This window comes from Bradyrhizobium sp. 134 (assembly GCF_023074155.1).
Lineage (GTDB): Bacteria > Pseudomonadota > Alphaproteobacteria > Rhizobiales > Xanthobacteraceae > Bradyrhizobium.
In genome coordinates, this window is record NZ_JADPKX010000049.1 from 31525 (window position 1) to 47943 (window position 16419).

Consider the following 16419-nt stretch of genomic DNA (forward strand, 5'->3'; position numbering starts at 1 on the left):
CAGTCAGCGTCGCAAATGACGTCTCTGAAAGGCTCACCGATCTTCTCAGACAGGGGGCCCGTCCCGCCAGCAGCTTCGTTCAGTCCTTTGGTGCTGTGCAAGTGTTGCGGAAGGTGCTTGCGCCAAGGCCTCCTCGATCCTTAGGCCCCGCATGGTCGGTTCAGGTTGATGTTCCAAATCTCATATCACCTTTCGTGCCTTTAATCGCAAAGCTCGGTGCTGCGTATGAAAGCTTTGCCTGCCTGCCTATCCTCCGCAGGATTTCGGCAAGGAATGGCCCAACATCACGCAAATCCGGCTCAGGCGCGCGGTAAGCTTGGTGAATGATGATGGTTTCCAGTCGACCTAGTATCAATATCAGGCGTGTCACGAGCAGGCTCTTGCGGAGAGTTTCAGTTGAAGATTGTGACCGGTTCGCTAGCCCGCGCCGTCTCTAGGAAGCACAAAAAGTGGCGCGCCAACAAACGACTCGGAGAGGCAGAATGACTGATTCGAAGGCCGCCCCACGGTACACAGTGGGGTCGGGATGGAATGCGCTACTGCCGCGGCGAGTCCCGCACGAACAGCTCCCAAAAGAGAGGAGATATCATGCGATCGTTGTCGGGGCCGGGTACACGGGGCTAGCGGCGGCCCGTCGTTTGGCTGAATTGATGCCGGAAAAAGATATTATTGTCATCGACTCGTCGGAGATCGGAGAAGGCTCATCGGCGCGAAACTCGGGTTTCTTGTCGCCATCGGCGATCGAGCCGCGTCCAAATGCGTACGGCTCAGCAGAGGATGATGCAAATCGAAAAACGCGCATCGTGCTCGCCGGGCTCGAGTGGCTACGGACTGTTGTTGAGGAGCATAAGATTGATTGCGATTGGGATGAGAAGGCCCCACGCATACTTGCCGCTGCCACTCGCCAAGGAGAGCGCAGGCTCTTGAGCTCACGACAAGCTTTGGAAAAGAGGAATCTAAGATACTTGGAGCATGATGCCCACGGACTTAGAGCTCTTCTCGGCACTGACTATTACCAATATGGCTATGAAACGCTAACGCGCGCTTTTGTACAACCGGCGGCGCTTATCCGAGGTCTCGCTGACACGCTTCCTTCCAATGTCACTGTGCTTGAACATGCGGCTGTCGAGGCTGTGGAGGAATCGGGCCCATTCAAAGTGCGGACCCCTCGGGCAGAGTTTGTGGCCGACAAAGTATTCATCGCGAACAATGCGCATGCGAGGGCTTTGGGTTTCCTGGCTGACCGAATGATCATCGTTTACACCTACGCCGGGCTAACTCCCGAGTTGGAGGATGATGAACTTGGCCGTTTAGGCCCCTTGCCGGCCTGGGGAGTGCTTCCGCCTACCCGAATGGGCACCACTATGAGAAAGGTCGGGAGGCGTTTCCTCATACGCAGCAGCTGGTCATACGAGAAGGAGGCAAACCCACAGAACGTACGCTCAACTCTGACTCGATTGTTTCGGCGACGATTTCCACAAATGCGCTCCTATCACCTGGAGCACGTCTGGGGCGGCATGACGGCCATTACGGTCAACGGAGGAATGTACTTCGGGGAGCTGAGGCCAGGACTTTACGCCTCAGTTGGGTGTCAAGGGGCGGGGGTCTTGAGAGGTAATATTCACGGGAAGCTCCTGGCGGAGATGGCCTGTGGCTCCCAATCTCCGCTGTTGACAGATCGTTTGATGTTGACCGGTCCCGACTGGATCCCACCGGAGCCATTTCGTAGAATTGGTGCCATAGCGCGAATGACCTGGGAGCACTGGCGAGCCGGACGCGAATACTAGACCGGCAATAGGCGTTCATTTAGGAGCGTGGTGTTCAACGATGAGCGCTCAGGTGATCATGAGGTCTAAGTTCGACGAGCATTCAGCTGAACTTGGCCCAGCACAGCCCAGCCGACAAATAAGGTGTAAGCTTCAGATGCTAGGATCAGCAGCGGAATGTCGGCTGCATGAGCCACTAAATTCGATGAACTCGGCGTCAAGCGCGCGCGGATGAAGTGATCCAGGCCATACTGAATGTCGAAGCACAACCAGACATCAAACCTATTGAGGCGACCGGCCGCGACGATCTTCGGAACAATCCGAAATTCGCGACATTTGCCGGCTGCGCGACGAACATCGACACTGTCTATGCCGAGCTCGCACGCATCCTGGAGACAAAAACCAGCGCCGAGTGGAGCGAAATTCTGGAGAAGGCGGACGTGCCCGTGATGCCGATGCATGATCTCGAGAGCCTCTTGCAGGACCCTCACATTGTGGCGACTGATTTCTTCCCCGTGATCGACCATCCGACCGAAGGCCGCATTCGCAACATGAAGGTCTCGGCGCGCTGGTCGGAGACAGCGGCCAAAGCCAAACGGCTGGCGCCGCAGCTCGGTGAGCACAGCGACGAGGTTTTGAGGGAAGCGGGCTTCTCCGCCGACGAGATCGCCGCGATGCTGCGCGACGGCGTCACCAAGGCGCCATAGGATCAGGAATCGATAGGATCAGATCATGGATTTCGCGCTGTCAGCCAATCAGGAATCGATCCGCGATGCGGTTGCGAAGATCTGTTCGCCCTTCGACGACGCCTATTGGCTGAAGAAGGACAAGGAGGGCGGCTATCCCGACGACTTCCACCGCGCGCTGGCCGACGGCGGTTGGCTCGGCATCTGCATCCCCGAGGAATATGGCGGCTCAGGGCTGGGCATCACTGACGCCGCGATCATGATGCGGACGATTTCCGAATCAGGTGCCGGCATGTCCGGCGCTTCTGCCGTGCACATGAACGTGTTCGGGCTCAATCCGGTGGTGGTGTTCGGCACCAAGGATCAATGCCATCGCATGCTGCCGCCGATCATCGACGGCCGCGACAAATCCTGTTTCGCGGTGACCGAACCCAATACCGGTCTCAACACCACGCAGTTGAAAACCCGCGCCGTGCGCCAGGGCGATAAGTACCTCGTCAACGGCCAGAAGGTCTGGATTTCGACCGCCCAGGTCGCGAATAAAATTCTGCTGCTGGCGCGTACCACGCCGCTGGAAGAGGTGGGAAGCCCGACCCACGGCTTGAGCCTGTTCTATACCGATTTCGACAAGAAGCGCGTTGCCGTGCATGAGATCGAGAAGATGGGCCGCAAGCCCGTCGACTCCAATGAATTGTTCTTCGAGAATTTCGAGATCCCGATCGAAGACCGCGTCGGCGAGGAAGGTCGCGGCTTCGAATACATCCTACACGGCATGAATCCCGAGCGCATCCTGATTGCGGCCGAAGCGGTTGGTCTTGGCAAGATCGCGCTGTCAAAAGCCTCCGCTTACGCCAAGGGCCGAATCGTCTTCAATCGCCCGATCGGCATGAATCAAGCGATCCAGCATCCCCTCGCCAAGAGCTGGATGGAACTGGAGGCCGCATGGCTGATGGTGCTCTCTGCCGGCTGGCAATACGACCATGGCCTGCCATGCGGTCCGGCGGCCAATGCCGCAAAATATCTCGCCGCCGAAGCGGGATTCCACGCCTGCGAGCAGGCGGTGATGACCCATGGCGGCTTCGGCTACGCCAAGGAATATCACGTCGAACGCTATTTGCGGGAATCCCTGATCCCGCGCATCGCGCCGATCAGCCCGCAGCTCATTCTCAGCTTTATTGCCGAGAAGGTGCTGGCGCTGCCGAAGTCGTATTGAGATGTTCGCGCTCAAAGCTCTCCAGCCGTCATTCCGGGATGCGCCTCTTGGCGCAGGCCCGGAATCCATACTCACGATCGTGGTTATGGATTCTCTGATGTGCAATTGTGTCGGTGCTGCGCGACCCTGGAGAAGTTTCGGGCGGTGAAGGATAGTCGTCCGTGGGGATCCGCACGCGCAGGATACACGTAACGGCGTGCGTCATGGTTGTTACCTTAACAGATTCCTTCGGGGTGGTTGAAACCGCGACCTGGTGCAGAAAATCCGTTCAGGACAAGACTGCAGGCGAGCTGTAGGTCGCAATGCACCAAGACAGCGGGATGTCCTGGCATGCAGAAATCCGGCGGGATTGGCGTAAAGAAAGACGTAACTGCCCAGCTCGGGATGGGAACTCGCCATAAAACTGCAGGCAAGCTCTAATATCGTTTGGTGGCGCTCGAAAACCACCGATCCAGAGTCATGCGTACAAGATTTGGGTCAGGGCAGAGCCTGACGATAATTCATCCAACAAGTAGACGCGGGTCGACCGCGCAGTCGACTCAAGAGAGGAAGGGACCCATGGCAATATCTCGGCGCAATCTCATTATGGCCGGCGCGTCTGCCGGGGCGGCTTTGTCGATTCCTTCAGCCCTATGGGCGCAGGCGGAGCCCGCCGCTGCGCGGACCGTCCGGATGGTAACAGGGAGCGGTGACCTCCGCGTCTTCGATCCGATCTTTACCGCGGCATATGTCACCGCCAATCATGGGTTGGCGATCTACGATACGCTGTTCTCGCTTGATTCCAGGTTTATGCCGCAGCCGCAAATGGTGGCGAGCTGGGGCGTTTCCGACGACAAGAAGACCTACACATTTCAGCTCCGGGACGGTCTGAGCTGGCACGACGGCGCCCCTGTCACCGCAGCGGACTGTGTGGCCTCGATCCGTCGCTGGGCCGAAGTGAATCCCGGCGGACAGCTGATGATCGCACGGGCCAAAGACATCTCAAAGAAGGACGACAAAACCTTTGCGATCACGCTCAAGGAGCCTCTGGGCCTTCTGATCGATATTCTGGCGAATATTGCCACGCCCTGCCTGTTCATCATGCGCGAGAAGGATGCGAGTCGCCCCGCAACAGAGCAGGTCACCGCGAACATCGGGTCGGGGCCGTTCAAGTTCAATCATGCTCTCGCCAAGCCGGGCGCCAGCTTCACTTACGATCGCAATGAGAACTACGTGCCCCGTAAGGAGCCGGCCGACGGATTGGCAGGCGGAAAGGTCGTCAAGGTTGATCGTGTGATCTGGGACAATATCGCAGATCAGCAGACTGCTTTCGCTGCTTTACAGGCGGGTGAAATCGACTTTTTCGGATCGCCGCCACTCGATCAACTCTCGACGATCAAGAGTGATCCCAATCTTGAGCTCCAGGTTCTGAACAAGGGCGGCAACGACTGGTACCTGCGCCTGAACTTCCTACAGAAGCCGTTCGACAATGTGAAGGCACGTCAAGCGATGCTGCACTTGATCGATCAGGATGCGTTCATGCGCACCGAGTACCCGCCGGAATACATCAGCGCCGTCACTTCGATATTTGGTACCGGATCGGTCTACTCGAATGATGAAAATACGGGGTGGCACAAAAAGGGCGGCGATCCGGAAAGGGCCAAACAACTTTTCAAGGAGGCCGGATATTCGGGAGAGAGGGTTGTAATTCTTCAGCCCACGAACATATCTTTCATAAACAACGCATCGCAGCTTCTGGCGGCATCCCTGCGCAAGATCGGCGTTAATGCTGAACTCGCATCAAGCGACTGGGGCGGAGTTGTTGCGCGTCGGGCAAACAAGGGGCCGATTGAGAACGGTGGCTGGAGCATCTTCATCTCGAGCGATTCCGATTACTCGCTGGGCAATCCGATAGGCAATATCAGCTTGGCGGCGAATGGCGACAAGGCTTGGTACGGGTGGCCGAACAACGAGGAATATGAGGCTCTTCGGGCGAAATGGGCAGATGTCGAAACGCTCGAAGAGCGCAAGGAGCTGGCCCGCAGGATGCAACGAATCTTTTGGGATTTTGTCGGTTTCGTTTTCTTGGGGAAGAGTGTATCGCCAGTCGCGCGCCGCAAAGCGCTCACAGGCGTCATCGGAATGCCGGCTCTCGTTCCAATGTGGAACATGCAGAAGAGCTGATGACCTGAGGGCCGCTCCTTTTGAGCCAGGAGACTCTCAGCAATTGCTCTCGTGAATGATCGGTATCACTGTGATCCTGTTCTCAGACTGTCGCCCGGCGACCCATGCGGTGCCAGCTGCTCACTGGCACGCTTGACGACAGATCTCTCATCTGAACAGATCGCGTGCGGACGGCCCACACGAACGCCTGAATCGTGTTCATCGCCGCAAGATAAAATTGCCGTAGAGAGTTGCCGATGGAGAAATCTATGGAACCCCATTCACACGAGAACGGATCATCGTCTCCGGCCCAGCAGAGTAGCGGTTACGATACGGTCGCTTCGATTGAGACGGACGTCGCGGACGGCTTCACGTTGGTAGCAGTCGGCGACCTTATCGTAACACGGCCGCTAACGAAATATCAGGGAGCAGGCTTCGCCGCCGTTGTCGAAATTCTTCAGAATGCCGATGTCGCTTTCGGCAACATGGAAACAAACATCTTCGACATCCGATCGTTCAAGGGAAGTCCGCAGGCTGAGTATGGCGGTGCGTATCACGTGAGCCTGCCAGAGCTCGGCCCGGATTTGAAGGCGATGGGATTCAATATCCTTGCTCGTGCGAACAACCATGCGCTCGACTGGGGTCTCGAAGGGATGCGCGAGACGAGCCACGCGCTGGATCAGAACGGAATCGTACACGCGGGTGCGGGCGCGAACCTCGCACAAGCAGGCGCCGCTCGCTTTCTAGAGACGCCACGCGGTCGCGTCGCGCTGGTATCGTTTGCTTCATCGTTCACGCCGCTATCTCGTGCCGCCGATCCCGCCGGCGAGGCACCAGGCAGAGCAGGCGTAAACCCACTTCGTTTGGCGAAAACGACCGTTGTTCTGCCGGAGATGCTCGAGAGCTTGAGGCGGATACGCAATGCATTGCCCGGCTTCAAGCCCAGCCGCGAGGATCCAAACCGGGTCGTGCTCTCTGGAGTGACATACAAAACGGGCGACATCGCCAGCTACAGCTACGAAGCCGATTCGCGCGATCTTGCCAACATCTTGCGAAACGTTCGTCAGGGCAAGCAGTTCGCCGACTTCTGCCTCGTCACGAACCACGGTCACCAACCCGGGAATTGGTACCAGGAGCCGCCTGATTATGAACAATCGCTTGCACATAGGCTAATTGACGCCGGAGCGGACGCATATGTCGGGCATGGACCGCACCAGTTGCGAGGGATCGAGATCTACAAGGGCCGGCCGATCTTTTACAGCTTGGGCAATTTCATCATTGACGATCTCCGAACGCCCGTGGGGGCTGACATGTTTGCTGCTTACGGTAAGGATCCACGAATCGACACAGACGCCGAAGTGACAGCCGACGAGATGACAAGAGGGTATGAGACGGATCCAGGATTTTCAGATCCAGTCTTCTACGAGAGCATAGTCGCGGTTAGTCGTTTTGAGCAGAACCGGCTTGCTGAATTGCGGCTCTACCCGATCGAGCTCGATCGCTCCAAGAGGCTTGCCAACCGCGGAGTCCCGCGGCTCGCGCCTGCGCCGCAAGCAAGAGGCATTCTGGAGCGTCTACAGAAGCTCTCGAAGCCATTTGCGACCCAGATCGCTATTGTGGACGATGTTGGAGTTATCACGGTGCAGGCCAGCTCGCCGCCGTGATGTCAGATCGGTCGCTTGCAGCTGCTCTCAATCCGGCCGGAACAGATTGGAGTTAGCACCTATGCGTTCGGATGCACGTCACAGGTAAGCTCGATGCGCGGGGCCTTGCTGCTGACGCTGTCCAGGACGGCGTTGGCGTAAATGGGAGTGTCGATCACCTCGTGCCATTCATCCACTGGCAAACTGGCTTGTGATGATGGGGGGCGGCAGCCGTAGATTGGTGTCTTCATTGCCGGAAGCCGGTCCTCGGTACGGGAGGTAAAACGCCGTCGTTCTACGGGGCTGCTCTTGATCGCCGACGAGGTGATTCGGTCGAACCGGCGCAGACTTCGGCAGTACGTTGTATGGGATTGAGCCGGACCTGGTGACAGCGGCAAGGATCTGAACTCGGGATACGTGCCCTCTCGGGAGAGATCGCTGGCGAAAAGGTCCATACAGTTCTGGAGGGAAGCGGCGGATCGTATCGGTGCATTTTCGCATGGCAATACCTATTCCGGTCATCCGATTGCGGCAGCCGCTGCCAGCGCAGAGCTCGATATCGTCGAGAAGGAACGACTGAGCGAGCGGGCAAGGCTCATGGGCTCGTACTTCCAGCGGCGACTCAAGGAGCGGTTTGCTCAATGGAAATTGTCGGGAAGTGCGAGGGCTAGGCTACTCGCCGCGAACCAGTTCGTGGCTGATCGACACACCAGGCGGCGTTTTGATCCGCAGCTCAAGGTGGGCGGCGCTCGCATTTCGAAGGCTGCGCGCGATCGGGGCTCATTGCGCGAGCGATGCCGCACGGGGATATTCGGTTTTGCCCCGCCTCTCATAGTATCGGAAGCGGAAATAGACGAGATTGTCGAACTGGGCTATCGAGCGACAAAGCAAGTCATGGACGAGCTCGCAAAAGAAATCGGCCGCGATTGAAGGTGTAGTCCAGGGAGGCCACTGCAGATCCTTGCTCGCTCTGGAGCAAGGATCTGACCTGGGGCGCCACGGAGCAAGGGCTGTGCGATAGCCGTGCAGCTCGCCAGACTACTGTCGATAGCAGAGAATCGTTCGGCCACGGATGCGGTGCCTGGAGTTCGTAGCCATCGCTTGCACTTCCTTAAGTGAGCTCCTGTCACCTTGGAATCCAACGTTGCCATCGGGGCTGACCAGGAATGATCTGGTGTCCACGCCAAACGGGGCCAGCGGCAGAGTCAGTGTCCAATTTCAGAGCATTGCAATTCCTTAGAGACACTCTCGCAGCGAATGGGCGCGTAGAGCCAGTCGAATCCGGTCGTATGAAAAGCTGCAAATTCTCGCGCCCAGGCGCGGAATTTCGAACCTACCAAGGCTGACATAGGGGAACTTCGACTTTAGCCCCCCGTAATATTTCGTTACAAACGGAGATAGAACGAAGCCTGAGAGCTGCCCTTATTCCCATCGACTCGACGCGGCTCCTTGTCTCCAAACGAGCGACTGAACCAGCTGACCAATCCTGGGCTGAGGATGAGGATCGGCACCAAGGGGCGAAGCGGATGGAGCAGGCGGTTTTGGGGAGCGATCTTTCGTCCGCGAGGCGAGGCGCTGCGGCGTTCCTGGACAATATAGCTGATGAAGATGAATACGAGACCGGAGGTCGCCAGAACTGGTTCGCCAGATGGAAAAAGATCGGAAATGATCACTACGTTCTTGGTGACCTGAACCTCAAAGAGGGAGCGTTTGCTGAGGCGGCCGAGGCTTGGCTCTGCGCGTTGACCGCGTTTGAAATTGCCAGGCGATTAGTCAATGAAGCCGATCCGCAAAGTGAAGACGTTTCGGCAAAAGTCGACGGCGGCATTCAGAGATTCAGATCATCTCATTTGCAGAAGCTGGAGCAGGTGAAAATTCCGTGCTCCGAGCAGGCAGATCTTCCAGCCTACCACTTGCGGGCCGGTAGTCCCGATTTGCCCTCTTCAGCAATCATCTGCATCAGTATGGAACAGGAAACGAGAGCGACGCTGCTCGGAAGGCTCCTGCCTGTCATGATTGGTCGGGGGGTGTCGGCTCTCGTCGTCTCTCATGGCGACGTCTCACATCGCTCACGCGGCCAATCGGAAACTTTGCTGTCGCATTGTCTGGATTACCTCGCAGTCCGGCCTGAGGTTGATGCCACTCGGATTGGTGTCTATGGGGAAGGATTGTCGGCCGCTCTTGCCACTGAATTCGCTGCGTCCGACGATCGCCTTGCTGCGGCGGTTTGTGATGGTGGACTTTGGCATTGGGCTCGGATTGTGGCGTCTGTCGGCTGGATGACCAGGAATACAGATGGAGCTGTAGATCACGACGTGATATCGGCGCGACGAACGCAAATTCTACGCGGCCTGAAGTGCCCGGTTCTCGTGGTCGCTGGTGGGCGTGGCATCGTTGATGTGTCGGAGGCGCTCAAGCTACAAGCTGATTGCATGGCGGCTCGCATTGATCTGGAGCTCGCCATACCGCGAATCATCAGGTGCCACGGACGGGAAATTGAAAATTTCGTAATGGCCGACGATTGCGTCTTCGGATGGCTCGAGCAAAAGCTCGCATGCAGTACAGCTCCGCAACCATTGTCGCCAAGGAAACGCGATCAGTAGCTACCTGCCTGGTTACTGGTATGTTTGGTAGCCGATCAAGAAGGTACCTCGGACGATCCGTATCGCGACTTCAGGTAAAGCTGATCTGGAAAGGCTCGCCGTTCTAGTGCCCTACAAGACGCCTATACTCAATTTTTGAGATGCCAATCGGCTATTCCTGGCTATCGAGACTAGTCTCTTGTTGAGGTAATGAATTGACGCCTCATCCAGGCCTTCAAACATCGTCGAGTTGAGGGCTTCTCTTTTGATTGACAGTTTCGCGATTTCCGCACGCGCCTTTTGAGTCAATGACATCTCGAGGAACCGTGCGTCGTCAGGTGATGGTGCGCGGGCCAGGTACTCCATTGTTTCCAGTTTCTTCGTCTGGTTGGTGACGAACGCAGGATGGATCCGCAGCTTGTTCGCAACTGCTATTCCCGAAACGCCACGACCTTCATCAAGTTCGTCGATAGCCATCAGAATCAACCATTGTGGTTCGCTGATTCCCAGCAGTCGAGCCCAGCTCTTGTGTATTTCCTCAAGCTGGATGTGCACCTCGACGATGTTCCAGATGAAGTCCCTGACGGCTCTGTCCAGTTGTTCGTGCTTTTCGGCCATGTTGGTTCTTTCCGCCAAACTTCGTGTCACTGATCGGCGCTCGGTGCCCCAATCGGGCGACAGGTACCTGTCTTCGGCCGCGCGGGAAAGGCTGCCAAGAACATAGGAACTATGTGAAGATGCAATTGACTAATGCAATTCATATAAGGTAGAACAGGCGTCAGATCGTTGAGGGCTCTCTCTAGCGATCATCTTAAATCTCCAAGGAGAACCTCCGGGATGCCCCCTGGGGGTTCTTTTTTTGCGCTGACGCTCGATAATTCGTCCCTTCTCCGCGACGCCCGGAGTAAAGTGTTGCTAAATAGCCACATTTCGGCAAAACTGAGGAATTGGTCTAAATAATTAATTGCAGCAATTGATTGGACGATTTAGTTGTCGAGTCGACAGCGAGGGGCACCTCGAAGTCGTTCCGTCAAGCACCTGCCCGTGGGGTGAGGTTAGCAGCGGATCTTTGAAGGACGGAAACGACGTATCCAACTTGGAGGTTCATCGATGAAAATGACGAAGGGTCTTATCCTCGCTTCTGCGGCAATGTTCGCTGGTGCCGGGGCCCAGGCAGCCGATCTTCCCGTGAAGGCGAAGGCGATCGAGTACGTGAAGATTTGTTCGTTGTATGGCGCCGGATTCTACTACATCCCGGGCACCGACACCTGCATCAAGCTGGGAGGGTACCTGCGTGCGGATCTGGCGCTGAACACCAATTCCATTTACTCAAATGGCCGAGTGAATGGTGTGGGCGGGGCCAATAATCGCCTGAGCAATTATTACACCACGCGTTCTCGTGAGGACCTCAGCATCGATACACGTACGGCGACGGAATATGGTGTGCTGCGCACCTTCTTCGAGGGCGTCTTCACGTGGACGTCGGGTAGCTACGCCGGTGGCGGCGCTGGCGCTGGCGGTGGTGCTACCGCCTACTCTGGTGACGGCATTGCGGGCGGTTCGCTCGGCGTCTACTACGCTTTTATGCAGTTTGCCGGGTTCACTTTCGGCAAGGCGCAGTCGCAATTCTCCGCGCCGTGGTCGAACTATCCGGGGAATAATTTCGACGGCCTGCCAGGGGGTGGCGGCTGGGATCCCGTGAACCAGTTCACCTACACAGCGGACTTCGGTCAGGGCATCTCGGCGTCCTTCTCGGCCGAAGATCAAGTCCTCCACGACACGACCAATATCTGGAACGTGAGCGGCGCCACAGCCGCAGGTCTCGCCACGGGTGCGTATGGTGCGAATAGCATCGGCGGCTCGCGAGCCCCGGACCTCATCGCCATGCTTCGTGTTGATCAGTCTTGGGGGCTCGTCCAGGCGTCGGTCGCCGCGCACAACAACCAGGCTGCTTATTACGGCGCTACCGAACTCACTGGCCACCCGGACAACAAGTGGGGCTGGGCTGGTCAGCTGGCCTTGTCGATCAAGAATATCCCTACGGGTGCGGGTGACAGCATTAGCGTCCAGGGCGTGTATACGAACGGTGCAAGCCGTTACAACTTCCAGCAATATACGTCGAGCACCTACGCGATGTACCGTGGTACGGGCTTGGCGGGCGCTTACCAAAGTGTCGGCCTTGCTGGTCTCTCCGACTCTGTGTTTGTTACAGGTGCTGGCCAGGAGTTGACTACGACTTATGGCTTTAACGGCGCCTTCAACCACAACTGGGATCCCCGCTGGAGTACCTCGATCTACGGTGGGTGGGCTGCTGTGCGGTACAACGACACGGCCAAGGGTTACATCTGTGGCGCCTTCGTCTCGGGCCTCGCGCTCTCGAGCGGCATCGCCGGCTGCAATCCCGACTTCAACTACTCGGTTGTTGGTATGATTACCCGCTGGAGCCCGGTCAAGGGTCTGACCTTCTCGGCCGATCTGGCTTATACCATGCTCGATCAGAAGTACGCGACCGGAAGCACAGTGGTGTTGCCGACGCAGGCAGGTATCGCCAAGCCGGGCGCCACCTATGAGCTGAAGGACCAGAACACGGTGAGCCTGCTGCTCCGAGCTCAGCGCAGTTGGTAATTCTGAACGCCTGAACCGGAGATCTCGAATAACTCCCCGGCGGGAAACGGCCGGGGAGTTTGCTTTTGCGTGAAGCCAGGATCAATCTCGGTGCGCTCAATTGGCGCGTCACCGTGAACGGTCGCAGTGCGCACCCAGACCTAAGAGTTCTGTCGCGCACGGCGATCAGTTATCCCAGCGGCCGTTGTTCACAAAGTGCAAGGAGGAAGACGATCCGATCACGTTTCAAGGATGGACGGCGCACTTCTGCAAGGCAAACTCGTACTGCAGCACATGTCAAGTGACCCGCAACGGCCGGGCGCCACTGAAGCGGGGCACATCCCGGCCAGCGCCTGTATATCTCGGAAACTTGCGCAGGTGACAACCAACGAGACGGCAATAGAATCCGAGATGGACCCACAGCACTCTGCGAACCTGTATTCTTAAGGACATTGCTGATTTAAGCAGACCCATGCTAACTCATTGCGGCTGCCCTCAATGAGCTCTGTGACCATAGAGGCTTGCCACCTAGGCATCCCGCACCTGGAACGAGCGCCCCACAGAACACGATTCATTCTAGAGCCGTCTGCAGAAGCGCTCGAAACCATTTAGCACGAACATCGTCTCGGATAACCAGGTTGAGTGATCAAACTGCGCGCGACTAGCTCCGATGACGCGGTGCCAATTGATGGAATTTGTCGGCCGCGAGAAACCTCCAAGAACCTGAGCAGAAAGCTGATCCTGCAGCCCGTACAAAACGCGGAGATTCTGAGGTCTTGAGGTTGAGCCCTGACGGGCTGCTACCCATTGCTCCCTGTGGTCTCGTGCTTACTTGTGAGGAGGCGGCACGACTGAGAAAAACGCGACCGCCGGCCGAACTTCAAGATGAATTCCTGCGCCGATCGAGGTAATTAGCGCAAACGAGCGCGTAATTCCACAAACGCAGGTCGGTTTTCTTCTTCGTGACAGGATAAGCTTTGTGCGGGACAGCGGTTAGTCGAGCGCGCGGACTAAAGGTTCAGCGAATGAGCATACGCAGCAATGGCCTTTTGACAAATGCCGAGCGCGACGCGGTGATCGAACTGCGCCACGCCATGCATTGCGAACCTGAGCTTTCCAATGCGGAATGGAAGACGCAGGAGCGCATTCGCGGCATACTGGAGCGCTTCGGCGTCACGGGCGCCAAAGCCTTCCACAATACCGGTATCTACGTCGATATCGAAGGCACCGCCTCCGGTCAAAAGCGATCCATCGCTGTTCGCGGCGACATCGATGCCCTGCCGATACAGGAAGCGCGCGATGATCTGCCTTATCGCTCGCAGATTGAGGGCGTCATGCATGCCTGCGGTCACGACATGCACGGCTCGATTGCGCTCGGAACGGCGCTCGCGTTCCACCGTCTGCGCAAAATTTTTCAGGCAAGGTGCGCGTGTTCTTTCAGCCGGCCGAGGAGGCCGAGCCGCTCGGCGGGCGCACGGTGAAGGAGCAGAAGCTCCTGGATGGCATAGACCGAGCGGTCGGCTTTCATATAAGTCCCCAGATTCCTGCCGGCAGGTTCGGAGCCCGCGCGGGTGCTGTGACCAACTCTGCTGATCAGTTCACGCTCACAATCACGGGAAAGATGGCCCATGGCGCCGCACCGCATCAAGGCGTCGACGCGATTGCTATCGCTGCCGCCTTCGTCAACGAGGTGCAGAAAGTGGTCTCGCGCGAGATGCCGGTGGATGATGGCGCGGTCGTTACCGTCGGTACGATCCATGGCGGCAACGCAACCAACATCATCTGCCCGTCAGTCGTGATGGAGGGCACGATCAGGACTCGCAGCCCGGAGCGTCGGGCGGTCCTCTTTCAACGCGTGCGCGAGGTTGCCGAAGGCGTCGCAGCAGCCCACCGTGGCGGCGCCGAATGCATCCTCCGTGCCGGCGAGCCGGCCGTTGTCAATGACGCCGAAATGGTGAAGCGCTTCCGGCAACTGATCCACGACACAGTCGGTCGCGACGCCTTTGTCGAAACGACGCGGGTAGGAGGTGCCGACGACTTTGGCTTCTACGCAGCGTGCGTGCTATCAATCTATTTCTGGTTCGGGAGCCAAGCACCAGGCAACGAGTCGTATGTTCATACGCCGACATTCGAGCCTCCGACGACCTCATCATTCCAACAACGGAGGTCGCGGTAAGATATATCCTCGATCTGCTGAATGCCTGAGATCGGCAGGGTGGTTACGCTACATTCGACGTAGGTCGACGTAGACCGCATAGTCATCGCCTGAGCAGTGATCTGCAATCGCATGCAGAGCGGATTGGGAAAAGCCGGTAGCACAGTTCCGTTCTGCGTTTCAGCGCTCGCTTGAAACCTAGGGCCCATTCACAGGGAAACCGGCGATGCACACCGTCGCCTTGCTGCAGTCAAATATGTTCGACGTTGAGGTGATGGGTGAGCCAGCATCGATCGCCGACGTCCTGCCTGGTTGGCATGGCCACGACCGATTGGGACTGGTAATCGATGAACCACTTGGAGGGCTTGGCGCAACGCATCTCGTGCAAATCGCCATTACCTCCTTCTACGATGCCTCGGAACGGCGCCGTGGAGAGCTGACAGTCTATCCCGAGATTTACGCATTTCATTTCGGTCGGGGAAGAGGCTCGCACGCGGCATTTGACTTCTGGCCTGCGAGGAAGGAAGTCATGCTTTCGCATGACCCTTGCGATCTACTTAACGCGATCAACGATCGAGGCATCACGCGCCTTGTCATACCTGACAGACCGCCAACCGAATTCACCTACAGATCCAAGGAAGCCGATACTGCGTTGGATCGTCTTCAATCCGCGTTCGTTTATAGTTCCAGTGGTCGCCTGGCCGGAGGCGACATTCGGATCACGGGAACCGACCGTCGAACGGAACATAATCCGGGCCGAGCATTGTGGCCCGTCTATCTGGAAAAGCCAATGGACCTTGCGAAGCCCTTCAAGGAAGCCGACAGCGCCTACGTGAAATGGCTCAAACTCAGAGCTGATGACATCACCGACGAAGAGCGGGCTGAAGCCATCCGGAGGCGGGAGGCTATTCTGATTGACGGCTTGGCGTCCGAAACGTACAGCCGCATCCAGATTTCGGAAGCTTTGGCACGAATGGCGTCTTGCAATCCGACCTAGCCAGCAGGCAGTTTGAATCAGAACCTGCCTAATTTGGGAATCCCGAACGATTCAATCTGGTCGGGATCCGCTGTAGTGCCAACTTTTCGGTGGCGTTGAACTGCCGCTGGTGGAGCAGAAGGATTAGTTTTGGCTACGAAAAGGGAATCGGAGTCCGGCTCTGGGTTCTGAGACAGACACCATTCGGGTCGGCTTCTAGTGGTCGCGACGAGTTCGGCGGCGCTTCGTACAAGCCCCTGCTGCACGATGTGGGCTCAGTCCCCTCTTACAAGAGTACATGAAACAGCGACCTGCGATGGGCTCGGGCTAGCATTACAGTTGCTTTGTTTGCGGGCTTCTGAATCCATGGGCAACCATGATTCGAATGTCGTGGACGCGGGCCGCGTCGGTTGAGGAGACGCTTGCGTTGTGGGCGGCGTCGCTTCGAGAGGTCAAGCAGCGGATACGTCCGTTGTTCACGCAAGAGCGTGTGGCGACGAATGCAGGCCTGTTCCTGGAAGGTCTGCTCGGAGATGAGCAGCGCAAGACCGGTTGGATGCGCGCGGAGGCGGCTGGCGATCCCGGCCCATGGCGGCAGCAGGCGATCCTGGGTCGCGGGGATTGGGACGCTGATGCCCTGCGCGACATCGTC

Annotated in this window: 9 protein-coding genes and 3 pseudogenes; 10 read left to right on the forward strand and 2 right to left on the reverse strand. The window is 57.5% G+C overall.

Annotated elements, in window-relative coordinates:
- Positions 1-160: 160 nt before the first annotated feature.
- Positions 161-370 (reverse strand): hypothetical protein, encoded by a 210-nt coding sequence (locus IVA75_RS20260; protein WP_247285999.1) that lies wholly within the window; start codon positions 368-370, stop codon positions 161-163.
- 1683 nt (positions 371-2053) lie between these two features.
- Between IVA75_RS20260 and IVA75_RS20265 the strand changes: the two are divergent.
- The 6 genes and pseudogenes from IVA75_RS20265 to IVA75_RS20290 form a co-directional block, all read left to right on the forward strand.
- Positions 2054-2473 (forward strand): annotated as a pseudogene (locus tag IVA75_RS20265) (CoA transferase); the annotation flags it as partial.
- A 25-nt stretch (positions 2474-2498) separates the two neighbouring features.
- Complete coding sequence (locus IVA75_RS20270) at positions 2499-3665, forward strand: acyl-CoA dehydrogenase family protein (protein ID WP_247286000.1); 1167 nt, start codon at positions 2499-2501, stop codon at positions 3663-3665.
- 558 nt (positions 3666-4223) lie between these two features.
- Positions 4224-5828, forward strand: coding sequence for an ABC transporter substrate-binding protein (locus IVA75_RS20275; protein WP_247286001.1), 1605 nt, complete (start codon positions 4224-4226; stop codon positions 5826-5828).
- 248 nt (positions 5829-6076) lie between these two features.
- Positions 6077-7471 (forward strand): CapA family protein, encoded by a 1395-nt coding sequence (locus IVA75_RS20280; protein WP_247286002.1) that lies wholly within the window; start codon positions 6077-6079, stop codon positions 7469-7471.
- Between the two features lie 396 nt (positions 7472-7867).
- Entirely contained in the window at positions 7868-8380 is a 513-nt protein-coding gene (locus IVA75_RS20285; RefSeq protein ID WP_247286003.1) for an aminotransferase class III-fold pyridoxal phosphate-dependent enzyme, read from the forward strand.
- 596 nt (positions 8381-8976) lie between these two features.
- Positions 8977-10053 (forward strand): hypothetical protein, encoded by a 1077-nt coding sequence (locus tag IVA75_RS20290; protein ID WP_247286004.1) that lies wholly within the window; start codon positions 8977-8979, stop codon positions 10051-10053.
- A gap of 111 nt (positions 10054-10164) precedes the next feature.
- Here IVA75_RS20290 and IVA75_RS20295 read toward each other — a convergent pair whose 3' ends face one another.
- Positions 10165-10650, reverse strand: a complete 486-nt coding sequence (locus IVA75_RS20295) for a MarR family transcriptional regulator (RefSeq protein ID WP_247286006.1) — start codon at positions 10648-10650, stop codon at positions 10165-10167.
- Between the two features lie 492 nt (positions 10651-11142).
- Between IVA75_RS20295 and IVA75_RS20300 the strand changes: the two genes are divergently transcribed.
- The 4 genes and pseudogenes from IVA75_RS20300 to IVA75_RS20315 all read left to right on the forward strand — a co-directional run.
- Positions 11143-12657 carry a porin gene (locus IVA75_RS20300; protein ID WP_247286008.1) on the forward strand — a complete coding sequence of 505 codons (1515 nt, stop codon included), beginning with the start codon at positions 11143-11145 and terminating at the stop codon, positions 12655-12657.
- A 1073-nt stretch (positions 12658-13730) separates the two neighbouring features.
- A pseudogene (locus tag IVA75_RS20305) lies at positions 13731-14812 on the forward strand (M20 family metallopeptidase).
- 205 nt (positions 14813-15017) lie between these two features.
- On the forward strand, positions 15018-15788 hold the full coding sequence (locus IVA75_RS20310) for a hypothetical protein (RefSeq protein ID WP_247286010.1): 771 nt from the start codon (positions 15018-15020) through the stop codon (positions 15786-15788).
- A gap of 355 nt (positions 15789-16143) precedes the next feature.
- Positions 16144-16419 (forward strand): annotated as a pseudogene (locus tag IVA75_RS20315) (IS701 family transposase); the annotation flags it as partial.

Excerpts from the sequence above, each read along its gene's own strand:
- IVA75_RS20270 (WP_247286000.1), top strand. The coding sequence starts at position 2,499 with ATGGATTTCGCGCTGTCAGCCAATCAGGAATCGATCCGCGATGCGGTT.
- IVA75_RS20275 (WP_247286001.1), top strand. The coding sequence starts at position 4,224 with ATGGCAATATCTCGGCGCAATCTCATTATGGCCGGCGCGTCTGCCGGG.
- IVA75_RS20280 (WP_247286002.1), top strand. The coding sequence starts at position 6,077 with ATGGAACCCCATTCACACGAGAACGGATCATCGTCTCCGGCCCAGCAG.
- IVA75_RS20290 (WP_247286004.1), top strand. The coding sequence starts at position 8,977 with ATGGAGCAGGCGGTTTTGGGGAGCGATCTTTCGTCCGCGAGGCGAGGC.
- IVA75_RS20295 (WP_247286006.1), bottom strand. The coding sequence starts at position 10,650 with ATGGCCGAAAAGCACGAACAACTGGACAGAGCCGTCAGGGACTTCATC.
- IVA75_RS20300 (WP_247286008.1), top strand. The coding sequence starts at position 11,143 with ATGAAAATGACGAAGGGTCTTATCCTCGCTTCTGCGGCAATGTTCGCT.
- IVA75_RS20310 (WP_247286010.1), top strand. The coding sequence starts at position 15,018 with ATGCACACCGTCGCCTTGCTGCAGTCAAATATGTTCGACGTTGAGGTG.